The 16,613-nt window shown below is 63.2% G+C and carries 12 protein-coding genes and 2 tRNA genes; 5 read left to right on the top strand and 9 right to left on the bottom strand.

Going from position 1 to position 16,613, the window contains the following annotated elements:
* Positions 1-107: 107 nt before the first annotated feature.
* The 3 genes from F6X39_RS16800 to pgi all read left to right on the top strand — a co-directional run bounded on the left by F6X39_RS16800 (position 108) and on the right by pgi (position 5,192).
* Complete coding sequence (locus F6X39_RS16800) at positions 108-1,403, top strand: FAD-dependent oxidoreductase (protein WP_090805757.1); 1,296 nt, start codon at positions 108-110, stop codon at positions 1,401-1,403.
* A gap of 178 nt (positions 1,404-1,581) precedes the next feature.
* Entirely contained in the window at positions 1,582-3,222 is a 1,641-nt protein-coding gene (locus tag F6X39_RS16805; RefSeq protein WP_187617423.1) for an NAD(P)H-hydrate dehydratase, read from the top strand.
* Between the two features lie 347 nt (positions 3,223-3,569).
* Complete coding sequence (gene pgi, locus F6X39_RS16810) at positions 3,570-5,192, top strand: glucose-6-phosphate isomerase (protein ID WP_187617424.1); 1,623 nt, start codon at positions 3,570-3,572, stop codon at positions 5,190-5,192.
* 136 nt (positions 5,193-5,328) lie between these two features.
* Here pgi and F6X39_RS16815 read toward each other — a convergent pair whose 3' ends face one another.
* Positions 5,329-6,015 (bottom strand): ABC transporter ATP-binding protein, encoded by a 687-nt coding sequence (locus F6X39_RS16815; protein ID WP_026225394.1) that lies wholly within the window; start codon positions 6,013-6,015, stop codon positions 5,329-5,331.
* Between F6X39_RS16815 and F6X39_RS16820 the strand changes: the two genes are divergently transcribed.
* Both F6X39_RS16820 and F6X39_RS16825 read left to right on the top strand, forming a co-directional pair.
* Complete coding sequence (locus tag F6X39_RS16820) at positions 6,014-6,718, top strand: arylesterase (RefSeq protein ID WP_184003517.1); 705 nt, start codon at positions 6,014-6,016, stop codon at positions 6,716-6,718. The two genes, F6X39_RS16815 and F6X39_RS16820, sit on opposite strands and share 2 nt — an antisense overlap.
* Positions 6,719-6,835: 117 nt before the next feature.
* The gene (locus tag F6X39_RS16825) at positions 6,836-7,177 is read left to right on the top strand and encodes a hypothetical protein (RefSeq protein WP_184063586.1); all 342 of its coding nucleotides are present in this window, start codon (positions 6,836-6,838) and stop codon (positions 7,175-7,177) included.
* A gap of 81 nt (positions 7,178-7,258) precedes the next feature.
* Here F6X39_RS16825 and F6X39_RS16830 read toward each other — a convergent pair whose 3' ends face one another.
* The 8 genes from F6X39_RS16830 to tig form a co-directional block, all read right to left on the bottom strand.
* The gene (locus tag F6X39_RS16830) at positions 7,259-9,193 is read right to left on the bottom strand and encodes a SurA N-terminal domain-containing protein (RefSeq protein WP_187617425.1); all 1,935 of its coding nucleotides are present in this window, start codon (positions 9,191-9,193) and stop codon (positions 7,259-7,261) included.
* 86 nt (positions 9,194-9,279) lie between these two features.
* Positions 9,280-9,356: transfer RNA gene (locus F6X39_RS16835), tRNA-Asp, on the bottom strand.
* A 47-nt stretch (positions 9,357-9,403) separates the two neighbouring features.
* Positions 9,404-9,479 (bottom strand) — tRNA-Val (locus tag F6X39_RS16840).
* A gap of 101 nt (positions 9,480-9,580) precedes the next feature.
* Positions 9,581-9,853, bottom strand: coding sequence for an HU family DNA-binding protein (locus F6X39_RS16845; protein ID WP_018418077.1), 273 nt, complete (start codon positions 9,851-9,853; stop codon positions 9,581-9,583).
* Positions 9,854-10,172: 319 nt separating this feature from the next.
* Complete coding sequence (lon, locus tag F6X39_RS16850) at positions 10,173-12,593, bottom strand: endopeptidase La (protein ID WP_187617426.1); 2,421 nt, start codon at positions 12,591-12,593, stop codon at positions 10,173-10,175.
* Between the two features lie 201 nt (positions 12,594-12,794).
* Complete coding sequence (gene clpX, locus F6X39_RS16855; protein ID WP_013089402.1) at positions 12,795-14,066, bottom strand: ATP-dependent Clp protease ATP-binding subunit ClpX; 1,272 nt, start codon at positions 14,064-14,066, stop codon at positions 12,795-12,797.
* 196 nt (positions 14,067-14,262) lie between these two features.
* The gene (clpP, locus tag F6X39_RS16860; RefSeq protein WP_013089401.1) at positions 14,263-14,916 is read right to left on the bottom strand and encodes an ATP-dependent Clp endopeptidase proteolytic subunit ClpP; all 654 of its coding nucleotides are present in this window, start codon (positions 14,914-14,916) and stop codon (positions 14,263-14,265) included.
* A gap of 194 nt (positions 14,917-15,110) precedes the next feature.
* Positions 15,111-16,457: a trigger factor gene (tig, locus tag F6X39_RS16865; protein WP_187617427.1), complete on the bottom strand. Its 1,347-nt coding sequence runs from the start codon at positions 16,455-16,457 to the stop codon at positions 15,111-15,113.
* Positions 16,458-16,613: the final 156 nt, after the last annotated feature.

Below are 16,613 nucleotides of genomic sequence, written 5' to 3' on the forward strand. Positions count from 1 at the left end.
GTTTCAGCAGATCGGCGCACGCGGCCCGGGCTTCACCCGGCGGCGCGCCGCATGTCACAGCCAGCGGGAACGCGCGCGAGCCGCCCGCCGGCACATCGAATCAGAGCATGGATGTCATCGTCATTGGCGGCGGGATAGCGGGCGTCGCCACCGCTTATCACCTGCGCGCGGCCGGCCACCGGGTATGCGTCGTCGAGCGTCACGCGACCGTCGCGCAAGGCGCCACCTACGGACAAGGCGGCAACGTGCTGCCGACGCCGCTCGACGTCTGGTTCGGCCCGACCTTCATGGCGAGCCGCTACAACGCGAAAAATGGCGTGATCAGCAAGACCGGCTTCAATGGCGCCGCGCGGCAGTTCATCAAGCAGCTCGGAGCATGGCAGGAGCCCGAGGCGTTCGCGCGCCAGTACGCGCTGCTGCGGCCGCTGATCGAATCCTCGCGCGATGCGATGGCCGACGTCGAAGCCCGCTTCGGCCTCGAATTCGAACAGGCGAGCGGTCTGCTGTACCTCGTGCGCAGCGCGCACGAATGGGAGCTGAACGCAGCCGCGCTCGATCTGCTGCACCGGTTCGAGGTGCCGCATCACGTGCTGAGCCCGGCCGAATGCGCGGCGTTCGAGCATGCGGTCCCCACAGATCCTGAATTCGCCGGCGGCGTGCTGTTCGAGCACGAGCGCACCGCGAACTGTCCGCTTTTTACCAAGCTCGTCAAACAGGTGCTCGATACCCAAGGCGGCGTGCAGTTCATGCCGAACTGCGAGGTGACCGGCATTCGTCTCGACAGTCAGCGCGCGGCGGTCGAACTGGCGCCGCGCGACGGCGCGCCCCGCTCGCGCGAGATCGACGTGGTCCAGGCCGATGCCGTCGTGGTCGCCGCAGGTTACGGCAGCCTCGCGCTGCTCGAACGCGCGGGGCTCAGGCTGCCGCTGCATCCGCTGCGGCTGCATTCTCTGGTCGCGCCGATCGCGCACGAGGAATGCGCGCCGCACGTCGCGATCGTCGATGCGGTCAAGCGCATCGGCATCAGCCGCATGAACCATCGGCTGCGGATCGCGGGCGGCGCGGTGCTGCAAAGCGCGAGCCAGATCGACAAGCCGCTCGGCGAAGCGCTGACCAAGGAGGCGCTCGCGTTGCTCGGCCAGGCGACGCACGACTGGATTCCGGGCGCCGCGCGCATTTCGGCGGCGCTGCCGTGGGAAGGCGTGAAACTGCTGTCGCCCGATGGCTTGCCGGTGATCGGCAACGCGCTGCATCCGCGGCTGTTCATCAACGTCGGGCATGGCCCGGCCGGCTGGGGCCTCGCCTGCGGCGCGGGCAAGCTCGTTGCACAGCTGATGTCCGGACAGACGCCGACGTTGCCGCAAGACACGCTCGCTGCATTGAGGCCGGAGCGGTTCCAGTAAGGTTTCGTGCGGTTCCAGGCGGGTATGGCGGGCTGACAGCCCGCTGTCGATACCCCGCGTTCATCGCGCCGCTTCCGCCGCATGCACCGAAACAGCCGCACGCCGTGCGCCTATCGGCACTAACATAGCGATTCCAAAGTCTGCCCGCCGCGCCGCGGGCGCACCGCCAGGTTTCGCCATGACAGACGCAGAAAACTCGCTGCTCTCCCTTTTCGATCCGCTGACCGACTCGCAGCCGCTTGCGTTGCCGCTGCTGACGCTGACCGACTTGCGGATCGCCGAATCCCAGGCCGCCGCGGCCCTGCCCGAGCACACGCTGATGGCGCGCGCCGGTCACGCGGCCGCGCGCTGGCTGCTCGAACGGATCGCCGCGGATACGTCGGTGACGAAGTCGCAGCAGCGCGCGTGGCTGGTCGCCGGCCCCGGCAACAATGGCGGCGACGCGCTGGTCGTCGCGACGGAACTGCACAAGGCCGGCATCGCAGTAGAAGTCTGTATGCCGGTTGAAGTGAAGCCCGCCGACGCGCGCTGGGCGCTCGACGCCGCGCGCGCCGCCGGCGTGCCGATCGATGCGGCGCCGCCCGCCTCGCTCGACGGCTATGGCTGGCTCGTCGACGGTATGTTCGGCATCGGTCTCGCGCGGCCGCTCGACGGCGTCTTCGCGACGCTCGCGCGGCAGTTGTCGCAGCGCACGAAGGCGCGCCCGACACAAGGCGCCGTGCTCGCGCTCGATGTGCCCAGCGGGCTCGACAGCGACACCGGCGCGGTGATCGGCGGCAACGGCGCGGCGGCGGTCCATGCGACGCACACGATCACGTTCATCGGCGCGAAGTCGGGGCTTTTCACCGCGCAAGGCCGCGATCTCGCCGGGCGAGTGACGGTCGCACCGATCGGGCTCGTGGCAGGGATCAACGGCGGGGGCAGCCAGGACGCTGCCACCAGCGCCTCGCGTGCGGCGATCCAGCTCAGCGCGCCCGATCTCTTCGGCCCCTTCATGCCCCCACGCAACTTCGCGACCAACAAGGGCACCTTCGGCAGCCTCGCGGTGGTCGGCGGCGACACCGGCATGTGCGGCGCGCCGATTCTCGCGGCACGCGCGGCGCTCTACACCGGCGCGGGCAAGGTCCACGTCGCGCTGCTCGGCGAAGGCGCCCCGCCCTACGATCCGCCGCACCCCGAACTGATGCTGCATCCGATCGACACGCTGCCGCTCGATTCGATGGACGCACTCGCGATCGGCTGCGGCATGGGGCACGGCGAACGCGCGACGCGGGTACTGCACGACGTGCTGCAACTCGACGTGCCCAAGCTGTTCGATGCCGACGCGCTGAACCTGGTCGCCAAGGATCCCGCGCTCGCCGCGGAAATCACCGCGCGCGGCGTGCAAGGCGATCCGTGCATTTTCACTCCGCATCCGCTCGAAGCGGCGCGCCTGCTCGGCAGCGATGCGGCGAGCGTGCAACGCGACCGTCTCGCGGCCGCGCGTGCGCTCGCGGCGCGTTTTGCGAGCGTCGTCGTGCTGAAGGGCGTCGGCACGATCATTGCCGCGCCCGACGGCCGCCTCGCGCTGAACCCGACCGGCAACGCCGCGCTCGCGACGGGCGGCACCGGCGACGTGCTCGGCGGCATCATCGGCGCGCTGCTCGCGCAGCATCTGCCACGCTTCGAGGCGGCGCTCGCGGGCGTCTATCTGCACGGCCTCGCCGCCGATACGCTGACCGCGCAGGGCCACGGCCCCGCCGGGCTGACGGCCGGCGAGCTGGCACCGATGGTGCGTACCTTGCTGAACCGGCTGTTCTATTCGGCGCCGCTTGCTTGACGCGCGCGATCGCTCTGAATACGAATCGCGTTCGCGGCGCTCGTTCACACCGATGAAACATCGCGATCGCAATCATTGCAAGCGCGCGCGACGCCCTGCTGCCCGTCGCGCATCCCCGCTATACTGATTGCCTGCGCCGCGCGTCGGATCGATCGCGGGTCGCGGCGATACCCCAGCGGGCGCGAGCGCCGCCTCGCGTTTTCGCGAAGTTCACCCGCTTCGCGAAATATCGTCGGCACCTGTCCCGCTCCGGGCCGCGTGGCATCGCTCTGACTGCATCGCCGCATCATTCTCGGCCACGCTTCATGCGCGCGCCTTCCTTCGTGCCCCTTGGTTAGACGGACGCTATGATCCAGAACTCGCTCCCCTCCTGGTCCTCGCTGCAGACGCATTACGACACGATTCGCGATGCGCATCTGCGCGACTGGTTCGCTCCCGAGAACGATCCCGCTCCCACGCGCGCCGAACGCTTCACGTTCGCGGGCGGCGGTCTCTCAGCCGATTTCTCGAAGCACCGCATCACCGACGAAACCCTGCAACTGCTCGTGCAACTCGCCCGCGAAGCCGGCGTCGAAAAGCGCCGCGACGCGATGTTCGCGGGCGAGGCCGTCAACCCGACCGAAGGCCGCGCCGCGCTGCACACGGCCTTGCGCGCAACCGACCCGAAGGCGCCGTTCTTCGCCGAAGTGCAGGCCGAGCGCAAGAAAATGGCCGCGTTCGCCGAGCAGGTCCGCAGCGGCGCATGGACCGGCTACACCGGCAAGCGGATCCGTCATGTCGTGAACATCGGCATCGGCGGCTCGGATCTAGGGCCGAAGATGGTCGTGCACGCGTTGCATCATCTCGCGACGCCCGAGATCTCGACGCACTTCGTGTCGAACGTGGACGGCGCCGATCTGTACAACGTGATGCAGCAGATCGATCCCGAAGAGACGCTCGCGATCATCGTGTCGAAGACTTTCACGACGCTGGAGACGATGACCAACGCGCGCTCGCTGCGCGACTTTTTCATCCAGAAAGGCTGCCCGGAAAGCGCGCTGGCGAAGCACTTCGTCGGTGTGTCGGCCAATACCGCCGAAGTCGTCAAGTTCGGCATCGCGCAAGAGAACGTGTTCTCGATGTGGGACTGGGTCGGCGGACGCTACTCGCTGTGGTCGGCCGTCGGTCTGTCGATCATGATCGCGGTAGGTCCGCAACAGTTCGACGAGCTGCTCGCCGGCGCCAACGAGATGGACCAGCACTTCCGCACCGCGCCGCTCGACAGGAACCTGCCGGTGCTGCTCGGCATGATCGGCATCTGGTATCGCAACTTCTTCGGCTCGCAGAGCTATCTGGTCGCGCCGTATTCGCAGGCGCTGCATTTCCTGCCGTCGTATCTGCAGCAGCTCGAAATGGAGAGCAATGGCAAGTCCGCGCGTCTCGACGGCGCGTTCGTCGACTACGCGACTTCCGCAGTCACGTGGGGCGAGCCGGGCACGAACGGTCAGCACGCGTTTTTCCAGATGCTGCACCAGGGCCCGACGATTGTGCCGATCGATTTCATCGCGCTGCTGACGCCCGAGCATCCGCTCGCGAGCCATCATCCGAAGCTGCTCGCGAACTGCTTCGCGCAGAGCGAAGCGTTGATGCTCGGTCGCACGCTCGAGGAAGCGAAGAAAGTAGCCGGCCCCGACAAGCCGGAACTCGCACCGCACCTGACGTTCCCCGGCAACCGCCCCACCGCGACACTGCTGCTCGACGCATTGACCGCGCGCACGCTCGGCGCGTTGATCGCGCTTTATGAGCACAAGGTGCTGGTGCAGGCGTCGGTGTGGAACATCAACCCGTTCGATCAGTGGGGCGTCGAACTCGGCAAGATTCTCGGCAAGGTGGTCGAGGCCGATCTGGGCGCGGCGAGTGCCGACGTGAAGAAGCATGACTCGTCGACGGCGGCGCTGATCGCGCGGGCCCGGGCTGCGTTGAAGCGCTGAATGGAAGTCTGGAGCGCACGATAGCGGGCGATAACGCGCCACAAACAGAACGAAGCGGGCTACGGCCCGCTTTGTTTTTGCTTCGACGACGACATGCCCGAGGTACGCGAGCGCAAGCCCGCGATCCGCCGGACCATCAAGCGAGCCGCCCCGCTTCGATCGTCACCGTCGTATCGCAACGCCGCGCGAGTTCGATGTCGTGTGTCACGAGCACGAGCGTCGCGCCGTGCGCGCGATTCATCTCGAACATCAGATCGATCACCGCGTGGCCGGTGGCCGCGTCGAGACTGCCGGTGGGTTCGTCGGCGAACAGGATCGCCGGGCGCGTGACGAACGCGCGCGCGAGCGCGACGCGCTGCTGCTCGCCGCCCGACAGCAGCTTCGGATAATGACCGGTACGCTGCCCGAGCCCAACCTGTTCGAGCAGTTCACGCGCACGCGCGGCGGCCTCGCGTGTGCCGATGCCGCCTTGCAGTTCGAGCGGCAACGTGACGTTTTCGAGCGCGGTCAGATGCGGCATCAACTGAAACGACTGGAACACGAAGCCGACCGCGCCGCTGCGCAACGCGGCGCGGCCGTCTTCGTCGAGCTCGCCGAGTTCGCGCCCGAGCAGCCGAACCGAGCCCGCGCTAGCACTGTCCAATCCCGCGAGCAAGCCGAGCAGCGTAGACTTGCCCGACCCGGATGCACCGACGATCGCGACGCTGCTGCCGGCATCGATGGCAAGATCGATGTCATCGAGAATCGTCAGTTCGCCCGCAGCATCCTTAACCCTCTTGCACAAACCCCGCACTTCAATGACTGGATCAGTTCTGTTTGGCATGGTGAAGCGTAGGTTGAAAGTGCGCGCCATCGCCCCTCGCGCCGCGGCGCTGTCTGCGGCATTCGGCGCGACCATGATGGCCGCCGCGCTGGTTTCGTTACCGTTGCGGGCTCACGCGGCGAATACGCCCGAACCCGCAAAGCCGGTGATCGTCGTGCTCGGCGACAGCATCTCCGCCGAGTACGGGCTGCCCCGCGATACGGGCTGGGTCGCGTTGATGCGTCAGCGTCTGGCCGAAGAGCGCATCGATTATAGCGTCGCCAATGCGAGCATCAGCGGCGACACGACGAGCGGCGGACGCGCGCGTCTGCCCGCGCTGATGGAACGGCTCAAACCGAGCATCGTGATCGTCGAGCTCGGCGCCAACGACGCGTTGCGCGGCGTGCCGCTCTCGACGACCGAGGACAACCTGCGCACGATCATCGAACAGGCGCAGCAAGGCCACGCGAAGGTCGTGCTCGTCGGCATGTACGTGCCGCCCAATTACGGCCCCGACTATACGCAAAAGTTCCACGGCCTCTACGGCCAACTGTCGAAGGAGTTCCATGTGCCGCTCGTGCCGTTTCTTCTCGCCGGCATCGCGGATAAACCGGACATGTTCCAGGCCGATCAGCTCCACCCGACGCAGCAGGCACAGCCGCTGCTACTCAACAACGTGTGGCCCGCTGTCAAGCCACTTCTTCGCACAAGTTCGCCGCACTGAAAGACCTGCTAACGACTTGTTTCCGGAACCTGGGGGAACACGGATCGCCGAGCCGTTCGACATATGGGCAATCCCTGCCACCCGGCTCATTCTTGAGCGACTTATGAGGAGATAACGTTGAAATATTTACCGCTAATCGCTTTGACCATTGCCATCTCGGCCTGCGCGGCTCAACCGCCGGCCGGCGTTCAGTCGGTCGGTCAAAGCCAGCAGCCGCCTCGCGCCGTCGCAACCTGCATCGCGCAGAAATGGGCGGATAGTTCGCAACAACAGGTGGTCTCGCAAACCATCCTCGCCAACGATCAGGCCATGGACGTCTACGTCCCGGGCCAGCAGCCGCCCAACGGCGCGGCCGCGGTGGTCCGTCCTTCGTATAGCGGCAAGGGCACGTGGGTCGGCTTTCGCGCCGGCGGCGCTGGCGGTGGCAACGCCACCGGCGCGATCAGCGGCTGTCTGTAAAGCTGCCACCTGGCTGTAGATAAAAAAAGCCCCGCAAATGCGGGGCTTGCTTTTGGACGAGCAGGTAATGCTTACTGCGGCTTACTGATCGGCCGGCTGGGCGGCGCTGTCGAGCGTACCGTAGATCTTCACCTTCGAGCGCTCGCGCAGCGCTTTCAGATAGGCTTCGGTCTGCGACTGCGCGTCCACCTGCGCGATCTGCTGCTGCGCGACAGCGAGATGCTGCGCGTCGGTGGCCGCGGGCTGCACGATCTGGTTCACGCGATAGATCGCATAGCCGTCGTCGCCGAGATCGACACCGACGTAGGCCGGCAACTTTTGCGCATCGACCTTGTAGATTGCGCTCAGTGCGGCAGGCGGCACGCCCTGCGCGTCATTGCGCGACACCTTCAACGGCGACGAGAAACCGGCGGTCGCCTTCGACTTCTCGAACTCGGCCAGTTTCGCGACGCCGTCCTTGTGCGCTGCTTCGTTCGCCTGCACGGCGATCACCTTCTGACGCACCGCGTCCTTCACCGCGTCGAATGCGGGCACGGCAGCGGGCGTGTAGTCGGTCACGCGCGCGGCGATCAGCGTGTTGTTGCCGACGTCGATGGCCTGCGTATTGTTGTGCGCCGATACCGAGTCGTTCGCGAACACGGCCGCGAGGAACTTCGGGTTGTTCAGCGGGCTGTCGGGCGGCAGCTTCGGATCCGGCTGCGGCGTGACCGTCGCGGTCTGGATCTGCAGCTTGAATTTGTCAGCGGCCGGCTGCAGGCTCTTGGCCTTTTCATAGACGAGCGACGTGAAACCTTCCGAGCTGTCGGTGAATGCCTTGCTCGCCAGTTGCGTCTTCAGCTCCCTGGCGATCTGGTCTTTCACTTCGTCGAACGACTTCGTGACCGCCGGCTTTATATCGGTGACCTTGATGATGTGGAAACCGAAGTCGGTCTGGACGATGCCGCTGATTTCGTCCTTCTTCAGCGCGAACACCGCGTCGTCGAACGCCTGGCCGCCCGCGATCATGCCGCGGCCGAAGTAACCGAGATCGCCACCCTTCGATGCCGAACCCGGATCCTGCGAGTTCTGCCGCGCGATCTGCGCGAACTGGTCCGGATGCGCCTTGAGCTGCGCGAGCAACTCCTCGGCCTTCTGCTTCGCTTTGGCCTTGTCGGCCGCGCTCGCGTCCTTCGGTGCCGCGATCAGGATATGGCTCGCGCGCACTTCGCCTTCGGTGCGGAAGTGGGCGATGTTGTCGTCGTAGTACTTCTTCAGGTCCGCGTCGCTCGGCTGCACCGATGCGCTCAGCGCGGCCGGCGACATCACCAGGTACTGGATCGTCGCCGTAGCGGGCGTCGCGAAGTCGTTGCGATGCGCGTCGTAGTACGCTTGCAGTTGCGCATCGGTCGGCTGGATCTTCGCCGCGTAATCGTGCGGATGGAACGCGATGCCCTGCACTTCACGCTGCTGCTGCGCGAGCTCGGTCAAGTGCTGCGCGAGCGTCTTCGACGTGAACGCGCTCGCCTCGATGCTCGCGGGCAGTTGTTGCATAGCGAGGTTGTAGCGCACGCGCTCGTCGTACTGATCGGGCGTCATGCCCTGCATCGCGAGCAGTTGCTTGTAGCGGTCGAGGTCGATCGACCCGTCGGGATTCTTCAGCGACGAGATCACCGGATCGGACAGCAGCGCGCGGCGCACCGCTTCGTCCGATGCGCTCAGATGCAGACGCTGCGTTTCGTCGGCAAGCACACGCTGCTCGATCATGCCGTCGAGCATCTGGCGACGGCGCTCCGGCGTGTCGAACGACTTCATGTCGAACTTCGCGCCGAGCATCTGACGCCCGCGGTCGATCTGCTGGCGCATCGCGTCGTCGTATTCGACACGGGTGATCTTGTGACCGTTGACACTCGCGACGTTTGCACTTTCGTCAAAGAAGCCGCGGAAACCCTGAATACCCACGAAACCCAACCCCGGCAAAATGACGAGGATGAGCATGAACATCATCAGGCGTTGGTGATTGCGGAAAAAATCGAGCATGCGTGAGGGGTGCCAAAAACAGAACGCCCGATCTTACAACAGCGGGCAACAAAAAAGGCGAACCGGAGTTCGCCTTTCGTGGATACTGGCGGAGTGGACGGGACTCGAACCCGCGACCCCCGGCGTGACAGGCCGGTATTCTAACCGACTGAACTACCACTCCTTATACTGCACTTTTGCGACTGGAAACACTGCAGCCGAATCTGAAACTGGTGGGTGCTGAGAGGCTCGAACTCCCGACCTACGCCTTGTAAGGGCGCCGCTCTACCAACTGAGCTAAGCACCCGTTTCCTGATTCAGTGCTTGATGTGTTTTCTGCCGTGCCGCTGCCCTCCCCGTGAATCGTTCATGCAGTCGGGTTAAGCAATTCCTCAAGCAGCAAGCGCACTAGTTTAGCGCATCCTTCAGAGCTTTGCCAGGCCTAAATTTAGGAACTTTTGCTGCCTTGATTTTGATCGCGGCGCCCGTGCGCGGATTGCGTCCGGTGCGCGCGGTGCGCTTGCCGACCGCGAACGTGCCAAAGCCGACCAACGTCACAGATCCGCCCTTCTTCAACGTGTTTTTGACGCCCGCGATGACTGCATCGAGCGCACGGCCCGCCGCGGCCTTCGAAATGTCGGCTTGCTGTGCGATGTGATCGATCAATTCCGTCTTGTTCATTCAAACCCCCGTGAATGTTTATTGGCAATCGTGACAGTGCTTTCCAGCACCTCCCGCCACGCGGCCGGCGCGAACGCCAAGCCGCCTCATTAGAAGCGGCCGAAACCCTTGTGTCAACCGGGGTTGAGCCTGATCGGCGTTATATTAGAGGGGCGCTTTTGTCACAGTATGTTGCAGCAGAAAGACTGGCGATGCGGCCTAGCGACGAAGCCGCGCGGGCAAAAAAAACCCGCGGCTCTTGACCGCGGGTTTTCTGCTTCAGCGAACGACACCGCTGCAGAATGCTTTGGCGTCAGCGTATTCTGATGCGCATCGAACCTTAGTGCTTGACGACGTCCGTCGCGGCATCCTTGCCCGGCTCAGCCCCAACCGGCGCCGAGGGCTTCGGTTCTTCTTCCGGTAACGCCTGCGGTACACGCTCGAGCGCAAGTTCGAGCACCTTGTCGATCCAGCGGACCGGCACGATTTCGATCGCGTTCTTAACGTTGTCCGGAATCTCCGTCAAGTCCTTGACGTTTTCTTCCGGAATCAGCACCAGCTTGATGCCACCGCGATGCGCTGCCAGCAGCTTTTCCTTCAGGCCGCCGATCGGCAGAACTTCGCCACGCAGCGTGATTTCGCCCGTCATCGCGACGTCGGCGCGCACCGGAATACCGGTCAACACCGACACCAGCGCGGTCGTCATCGCGATACCAGCCGAAGGACCATCTTTCGGCGTCGCGCCTTCCGGCACGTGGATGTGAATGTCCTGCTTCTCGAACGCTTCGTCCTTGATGCCAAGACGACGCGAACGCGAACGCACGACCGAGCGCGCCGCTTCGACGGATTCCTTCATCACGTCGCCGAGCGAACCCGTGCGGATCACATTGCCCTTGCCCGGCATCACCGCGGCTTCAATGGTCAGCAGATCGCCGCCCACTTCCGTCCACGCGAGACCCGTGACCTGGCCCACCTGATTTTCCTTCGCGGCCAGACCGAAGTCGTACTTGCGCACGCCGAGGAACGTGTCGAGGTTGCTGCCGTCGACCTTCACCGCGCCTTCCGCCTTCTTCAGCAGAAGCATCTTCACGACCTTGCGGCAAATCTTCGAAATTTCACGCTCGAGCGAGCGGACGCCCGCTTCGCGCGTGTAGTAGCGAATGATGTCGCGGATCGCAGTTTCCGTCACATCGACCTCGCCATCCTTGAGGCCGTTGTTCTTCTTCTGCTTCGGCAAAAGATAACGTTGCGCGATGCTGACCTTCTCGTCTTCCGTGTAGCCCGACAGACGGATCACTTCCATCCGGTCGAGCAGCGGCGGCGGAATGTTCAGCGAGTTCGACGTCGCGACGAACATCACGTCCGACAGATCGAAGTCGACTTCGACGTAGTGATCGGCAAACGTGTGGTTCTGTTCCGGATCGAGCACTTCGAGCAGCGCCGACGACGGATCGCCGCGGAAATCCTGTCCCATCTTGTCGACTTCGTCGAGCAGGAAGAGCGGATTGCGCACGCCGACCTTGGTCAGGCTTTGCAGGATCTTGCCCGGCATCGAACCGATGTACGTACGACGATGGCCGCGAATCTCGGCTTCGTCACGCACACCGCCCAACGCCATACGCACGAACTTACGGTTCGTCGCGCGCGCGATCGACTGGCCGAGCGAAGTCTTACCAACACCCGGAGGCCCAACGAGGCACAGGATCGGTGCCTTGACCTTGTCGACACGTTGCTGGACCGCGAGATACTCGAGAATGCGTTCCTTCACTTTCTCGAGACCGAAGTGGTCTTCGTCGAGCACGCGCTCCGCATTCGACAGGTCGTTGTTGACCTTGCTCTTCTTGCGCCACGGCAAGCCGATCAGCGTGTCGATGTAGTTGCGCACGACCGTCGCTTCCGCCGACATCGGCGACATCAGCTTGAGCTTCTTCAGCTCGGCGTCGGCCTTCTTCTTCGCTTCCTTCGGCATGCGGGCGGCCATGATGCGCTTCTCGAGTTCTTCGAGGTCCGCACCTTCTTCGCCTTCGCCGAGTTCCTTCTGGATCGCCTTGACCTGTTCGTTCAGGTAGTACTCGCGCTGACTCTTCTCCATCTGACGCTTCACGCGCCCGCGGATACGCTTTTCGACCTGCAGGATGTCGATCTCGGCTTCGAGTTGCGCGAGCAGATGCTCGAGCCGCTCGATCACCGGGAACATCTCGAGGATGTGTTGCTTCTGGTCGAGCTTGAGCGGCAAATGCGCCGCGATCGTGTCGGCGAGACGCCCTGCCTCGTCGATACCCGACAGCGAGGTCAGGATCTCCGGCGGGATCTTCTTGTTCAGCTTCACATACTGGTCGAACTGCGACACGATCGCGCGACGCAGCGCTTCGGTTTCAGCACTGTCGGCGTGGTCAGGTTCGAGCGGCATGACTTCGCACGAGAACTGCGTTTCCTGTTCTTCGATGGAAAGCGTCTTCGCGCGCTGCAAGCCTTCGACGAGCACCTTCACGGTACCGTCGGGCAGCTTCAGCATCTGCAGGATGTTGGCGATACACCCTACTTCGTACATGTCCTTTTCGGTCGGCTCATCTTTCGCAGCCGTCTTCTGGGCGACGAGCATGATGTGCTTGCCGCCTTCCATCGCTGCTTCGAGAGCCTTGATCGACTTCGGGCGGCCTACGAAGAGCGGAATCACCATGTGCGGGAAAACGACTACGTCGCGCAGCGGGAGCAGCGGCAGCGTAATGCGTTCCGGCGGGAGGAGTTGGGTTCCTGACATTTCATTTCCCCATGAGTGGAATCAGTTCGTTCGATAGGTGAGGCCAGCAGAAAATATTGCAAGCCTCCGCGTGTGGGAAAAGTTCAGTGACTCCGAAGGTTCAGTGACTCCATAGTTGAGAACAACCAGCCTGACCACACGATAAACGAAAAAGCCGTTCACGTCGCCATGAACGGCCTTTTTGCAGAACTCGAAAGCCGATCAGTTCGAACCCGCGACCTTCGGCGCGTCTTCGTAGATCAGCAGCGGTTTGCCGTCGCCGTCGATAACGTTGTCGTCGATGATGACCTTGCTGACACCTTTCATTTGCGGAAGGTCGTACATGACATCAAGCAACGCCTGTTCCAGAATCGAACGCAGGCCCCGCGCGCCCGTCTTGCGGCGGATCGCCTTGCGCGCCACGGCCTGCAACGCGGCCGGACGGATTTCGAGCTCGACGCGCTCCATGCTGAACAGCTTGTGATACTGCTTGACCAGCGCATTCTTCGGTTCGACGAGAATCTTCATCAGCGCCGCTTCGTCGAGCTTGCCGAGCGTGGCAACCACCGGCAGACGGCCGATCAGCTCCGGAATCAGGCCGAATTTGATCAGATCTTCCGGCTCCACTTCGCGCAGCACTTCGCCGGCGTCGCGGTCCTGCTTGCTCTTCACGCTCGCGCCGAAACCGATGCCGGTCTTCTCGGTGCGATCGACGATGACCTTCTCGAGGCCGTCGAACGCACCGCCGCAGATGAACAGGATGTTCGTCGTATCGACCTGGATGAAGTCCTGGTTCGGATGCTTACGGCCACCTTGCGGCGGCACCGACGCCATCGTGCCTTCGACCAGCTTCAGCAGAGCCTGCTGCACACCCTCGCCCGACACGTCGCGCGTGATGGACGGGTTGTCGGACTTGCGACTGATCTTGTCGATTTCGTCGATGTAGACGATGCCGCGCTGGGCCTTGTCCACCTCGTAATTACAATTCTGCAGCAGCTTCTGAATGATGTTCTCGACGTCTTCGCCGACATAGCCGGCTTCCGTCAGCGTGGTCGCGTCGGCAATCACGAATGGCACGTTCAGAAGGCGCGCGAGCGTCTGCGCAAGCAGCGTCTTGCCGGAGCCGGTCGGGCCGATCAGCAGGATGTTGCTCTTGGACAGCTCGATTTCATCCTTCTTGTCGAGATGCTTGAGGCGCTTGTAGTGGTTGTAGACCGCGACCGCGAGGATCTTTTTCGCGCGCTCCTGACCGATCACGTACTGGTCGAGAATTTCGCGGATTTCCTGCGGGGTCGGCAGATCGGACTTGGACAAGCCGGCCTCGATGCCCGCGCCTGCAGCCTCGTCACGAATGATTTCGTTGCACAGATCGATACATTCATCGCAGATGAATACCGACGGGCCAGCAATCAGTTTCTTGACCTCATGCTGGCTCTTGCCGCAAAACGAGCAATACAACAGCTTTTCGCTGTTAGAACCTTTCTTGTCCGCCATAGATGTGTGAGCCTCCGGACACCGGATTAGATAATACGCCGTTTGCCCCCGCCACGCAGTTTGGGCGCGGCAGGGCTAGTGAGCACGATAACGGCGCTTGCCGCAGACGCCCAGACGGAAGTTGAACATTCACAACCGACCCGATGACGGTTTTGCCGCAACCGTGGGCAAAACAGCAGGGCAAAACCGTACCAGATCAGGGACGCTTGTGCGCCACCTGGTCGACGAGGCCGTACGCCTGCGCGTCATCGCCGGACATGAAATTGTCACGGTCGGTGTCACGCGCGATACGTTCGACCGGCTGACCGGTGTGGTGCGCGAGCAGATGATTCAGCCGATCCTTCAGGTACAGGATTTCACGCGCCTGGATTTCAATGTCCGATGCCTGGCCGCGCGCGCCGCCGAGCGGCTGATGAATCATCACGCGCGAATTCGGCAGCGCGAAACGCTTGCCCTTAGCACCGGCCGCGAGCAGGAACGCGCCCATGCTCGCCGCAAGCCCCATGCACAGCGTCGAGACGTCCGGCTTGATGAACTGCATCGTATCGTAGATCGCCATACCGGCAGACACGGAGCCGCCCGGACTGTTGATGTAGAAATAGATGTCCTTGTCCGGATTCTCGCTTTCCAGAAACAGCATCTGCGCAACCACCAGATTGGCCGTCTGGTCGTTCACTTCGCCCACGAGGAACACGATGCGTTCCTTCAGCAGACGCGAATAAATATCATAGGAGCGCTCGCCCCGACCGCTCGTTTCCACGACGATCGGCACCAGACCGAGTGCCTGCGCTTCGAGATCCCGGGACGACTGGGAGGTCAACGTGTCCAGCATTTGGGCGCGAAAGGTCATGCAATGGATCCTTGTCTGGAAATATTCTGAATATTAGCGGCTGGACACAGGTTGGTGCGACGAGCCCGTATTCAAGTGCCGTCTTCGTGTGCGCCGTACGACCGGATCCGGTACGTCACACAGATTCATGGCACAAAAAAACGGCGTGCCGGCCGTCGGTCGCTCCGACAGCCGGCACGCCGTTGCAGCGACGCTTACGCTTGCGCCGTTGCGCTTGCCAGTTCCTCGAAGCTCACTTCCTTGTCCGTCACCTTGGCCTTGCTGAGGACGAAGTCGACGACGTTGGCTTCAACGACATACGCTTCCATTTCAGCAAGACGTTGCTGGTTGGAATAATACCAGCGGACGACTTCCTTCGGGTCTTCGTAGCTTTTCGCGAATTCATCGACTTCGGCACGGATCTGCTCCGGCTTCGCTTGCAGTTCGTTCGCCTTCACCAGTTCGGCCAGCACGAGACCCAGCTTGACGCGGCGCTCGGCCTGCTCCTTGAACATCGCGGCCGGGATCGGCGCGTCCTTCGCGTTCGGCACGCCGCGCTGTTCCAGATCCTGGCGAGCCATCGCGACGAGGCGCTCCTGATCCTGCTCGATCAGCGCGTTCGGGACGTCGAGCTCCGAGATTTTCAGCAGTGCGTCCATCACCTGGTTCTTGACGATGGCTTGCGTGCGGCGCTTCGCTTCGCGCTCGAGGTTGTCCTTGATTTCAGCGCGCATCTTGGTCAGATCGCCGTCTTCGATGCCGAGCGATTTCGCGAATTCGCCGTCGACTTCCGGCAGATGCGGCCATTCGATCTTCTTCATCGTGATCGTGAATTGCGCCGTCTTGCCCGCCACTTCCTTGCCGTGGTAGTCGTCCGGGAACGTCAGGTCGAATTCCTTCGCTTCGCCGACCTTCAAGCCGAGCGCCGCTTTTTCGAATTCCGGCAGCATGCGGCCTTCGCCGAGGATGAAGCCGAAGTCTTCGGCGCTACCGCCCTGGAATGCTTCACCGTCGATCTTGCCGACGAAGTCGACCGTCACGCGGTCGCCGTCTTTGGCGGCCGTGTCCGCGCCGCCGTCGCCGTGCTCGCCTGCCTCGCCGCGAGCGTGGAAGTGCACACGCTGTTTGCGCAGGATGTCCAGCGTGCGGTCGATTTCCGCTTCGCTGATGCTGGTCATGGTGCGCTCGATTTCAGCCGTGGCGACGTCGCCCAGCTTCACTTCCGGATACACCTCGAAGGTCGCGTCGAACGCGTAGCTGCCGTCACCAGCGTCGGTCTTCGGCGCGAAGCTCGGCTGACCCGCGACACGCAGGTTTTCGGTGCGGCTGATGTCGAAAAATTCCTTGCCGACCTTGTCGCTCAGCACTTCGGCTTCCACCTGGCCCGAATACTGTTGCGTCACCATCTTAAGCGGCACCTTGCCCGGGCGGAAACCCGGCATGCGCACGTTCTTCGCGAGTTGACGGATACGCGAATCCACTTCCTTCTGCACGGCATCCTTCGGCAGGGAAATCGTCACGCGGCGTTCGAGCTTGCCGAGGTTTTCAACAACGTTAGCCATGGCTTCAATCGTCCTAAAATTATTCGAGCGAATCAGTTATCTTCTCCGTGCTGCCCGTCGATGTCGCTTCGCATCGATTTGCGCCGATTGCATCGATCACGCACCTGCGCCGCGGGCTTGCAGGCCGTCGGCAGCACGGTTGAGTCCAAAGAGCCG

This window comes from Paraburkholderia sp. UCT2 (genome assembly GCF_014397665.1).
Taxonomy (GTDB): Bacteria; Pseudomonadota; Gammaproteobacteria; order Burkholderiales; family Burkholderiaceae; genus Paraburkholderia; species Paraburkholderia tuberum.

Bases quoted from the DNA above. Each gene is read 5' to 3' on its own strand.
- F6X39_RS16800 (WP_090805757.1), top strand. From the start codon at position 108: ATGGATGTCATCGTCATTGGCGGCGGGATAGCGGGCGTCGCCACCGCT.
- F6X39_RS16805 (WP_187617423.1), top strand. From the start codon at position 1,582: ATGACAGACGCAGAAAACTCGCTGCTCTCCCTTTTCGATCCGCTGACC.
- pgi (WP_187617424.1), top strand. From the start codon at position 3,570: ATGATCCAGAACTCGCTCCCCTCCTGGTCCTCGCTGCAGACGCATTAC.
- F6X39_RS16820 (WP_184003517.1), top strand. From the start codon at position 6,014: ATGGTGAAGCGTAGGTTGAAAGTGCGCGCCATCGCCCCTCGCGCCGCG.
- F6X39_RS16815 (WP_026225394.1), bottom strand. From the start codon at position 6,015: ATGCCAAACAGAACTGATCCAGTCATTGAAGTGCGGGGTTTGTGCAAG.
- F6X39_RS16830 (WP_187617425.1), bottom strand. From the start codon at position 9,193: ATGCTCGATTTTTTCCGCAATCACCAACGCCTGATGATGTTCATGCTC.
- F6X39_RS16845 (WP_018418077.1), bottom strand. From the start codon at position 9,853: ATGAACAAGACGGAATTGATCGATCACATCGCACAGCAAGCCGACATT.
- lon (WP_187617426.1), bottom strand. From the start codon at position 12,593: ATGTCAGGAACCCAACTCCTCCCGCCGGAACGCATTACGCTGCCGCTG.
- clpX (WP_013089402.1), bottom strand. From the start codon at position 14,066: ATGGCGGACAAGAAAGGTTCTAACAGCGAAAAGCTGTTGTATTGCTCG.
- clpP (WP_013089401.1), bottom strand. From the start codon at position 14,916: ATGACCTTTCGCGCCCAAATGCTGGACACGTTGACCTCCCAGTCGTCC.
- tig (WP_187617427.1), bottom strand. From the start codon at position 16,457: ATGGCTAACGTTGTTGAAAACCTCGGCAAGCTCGAACGCCGCGTGACG.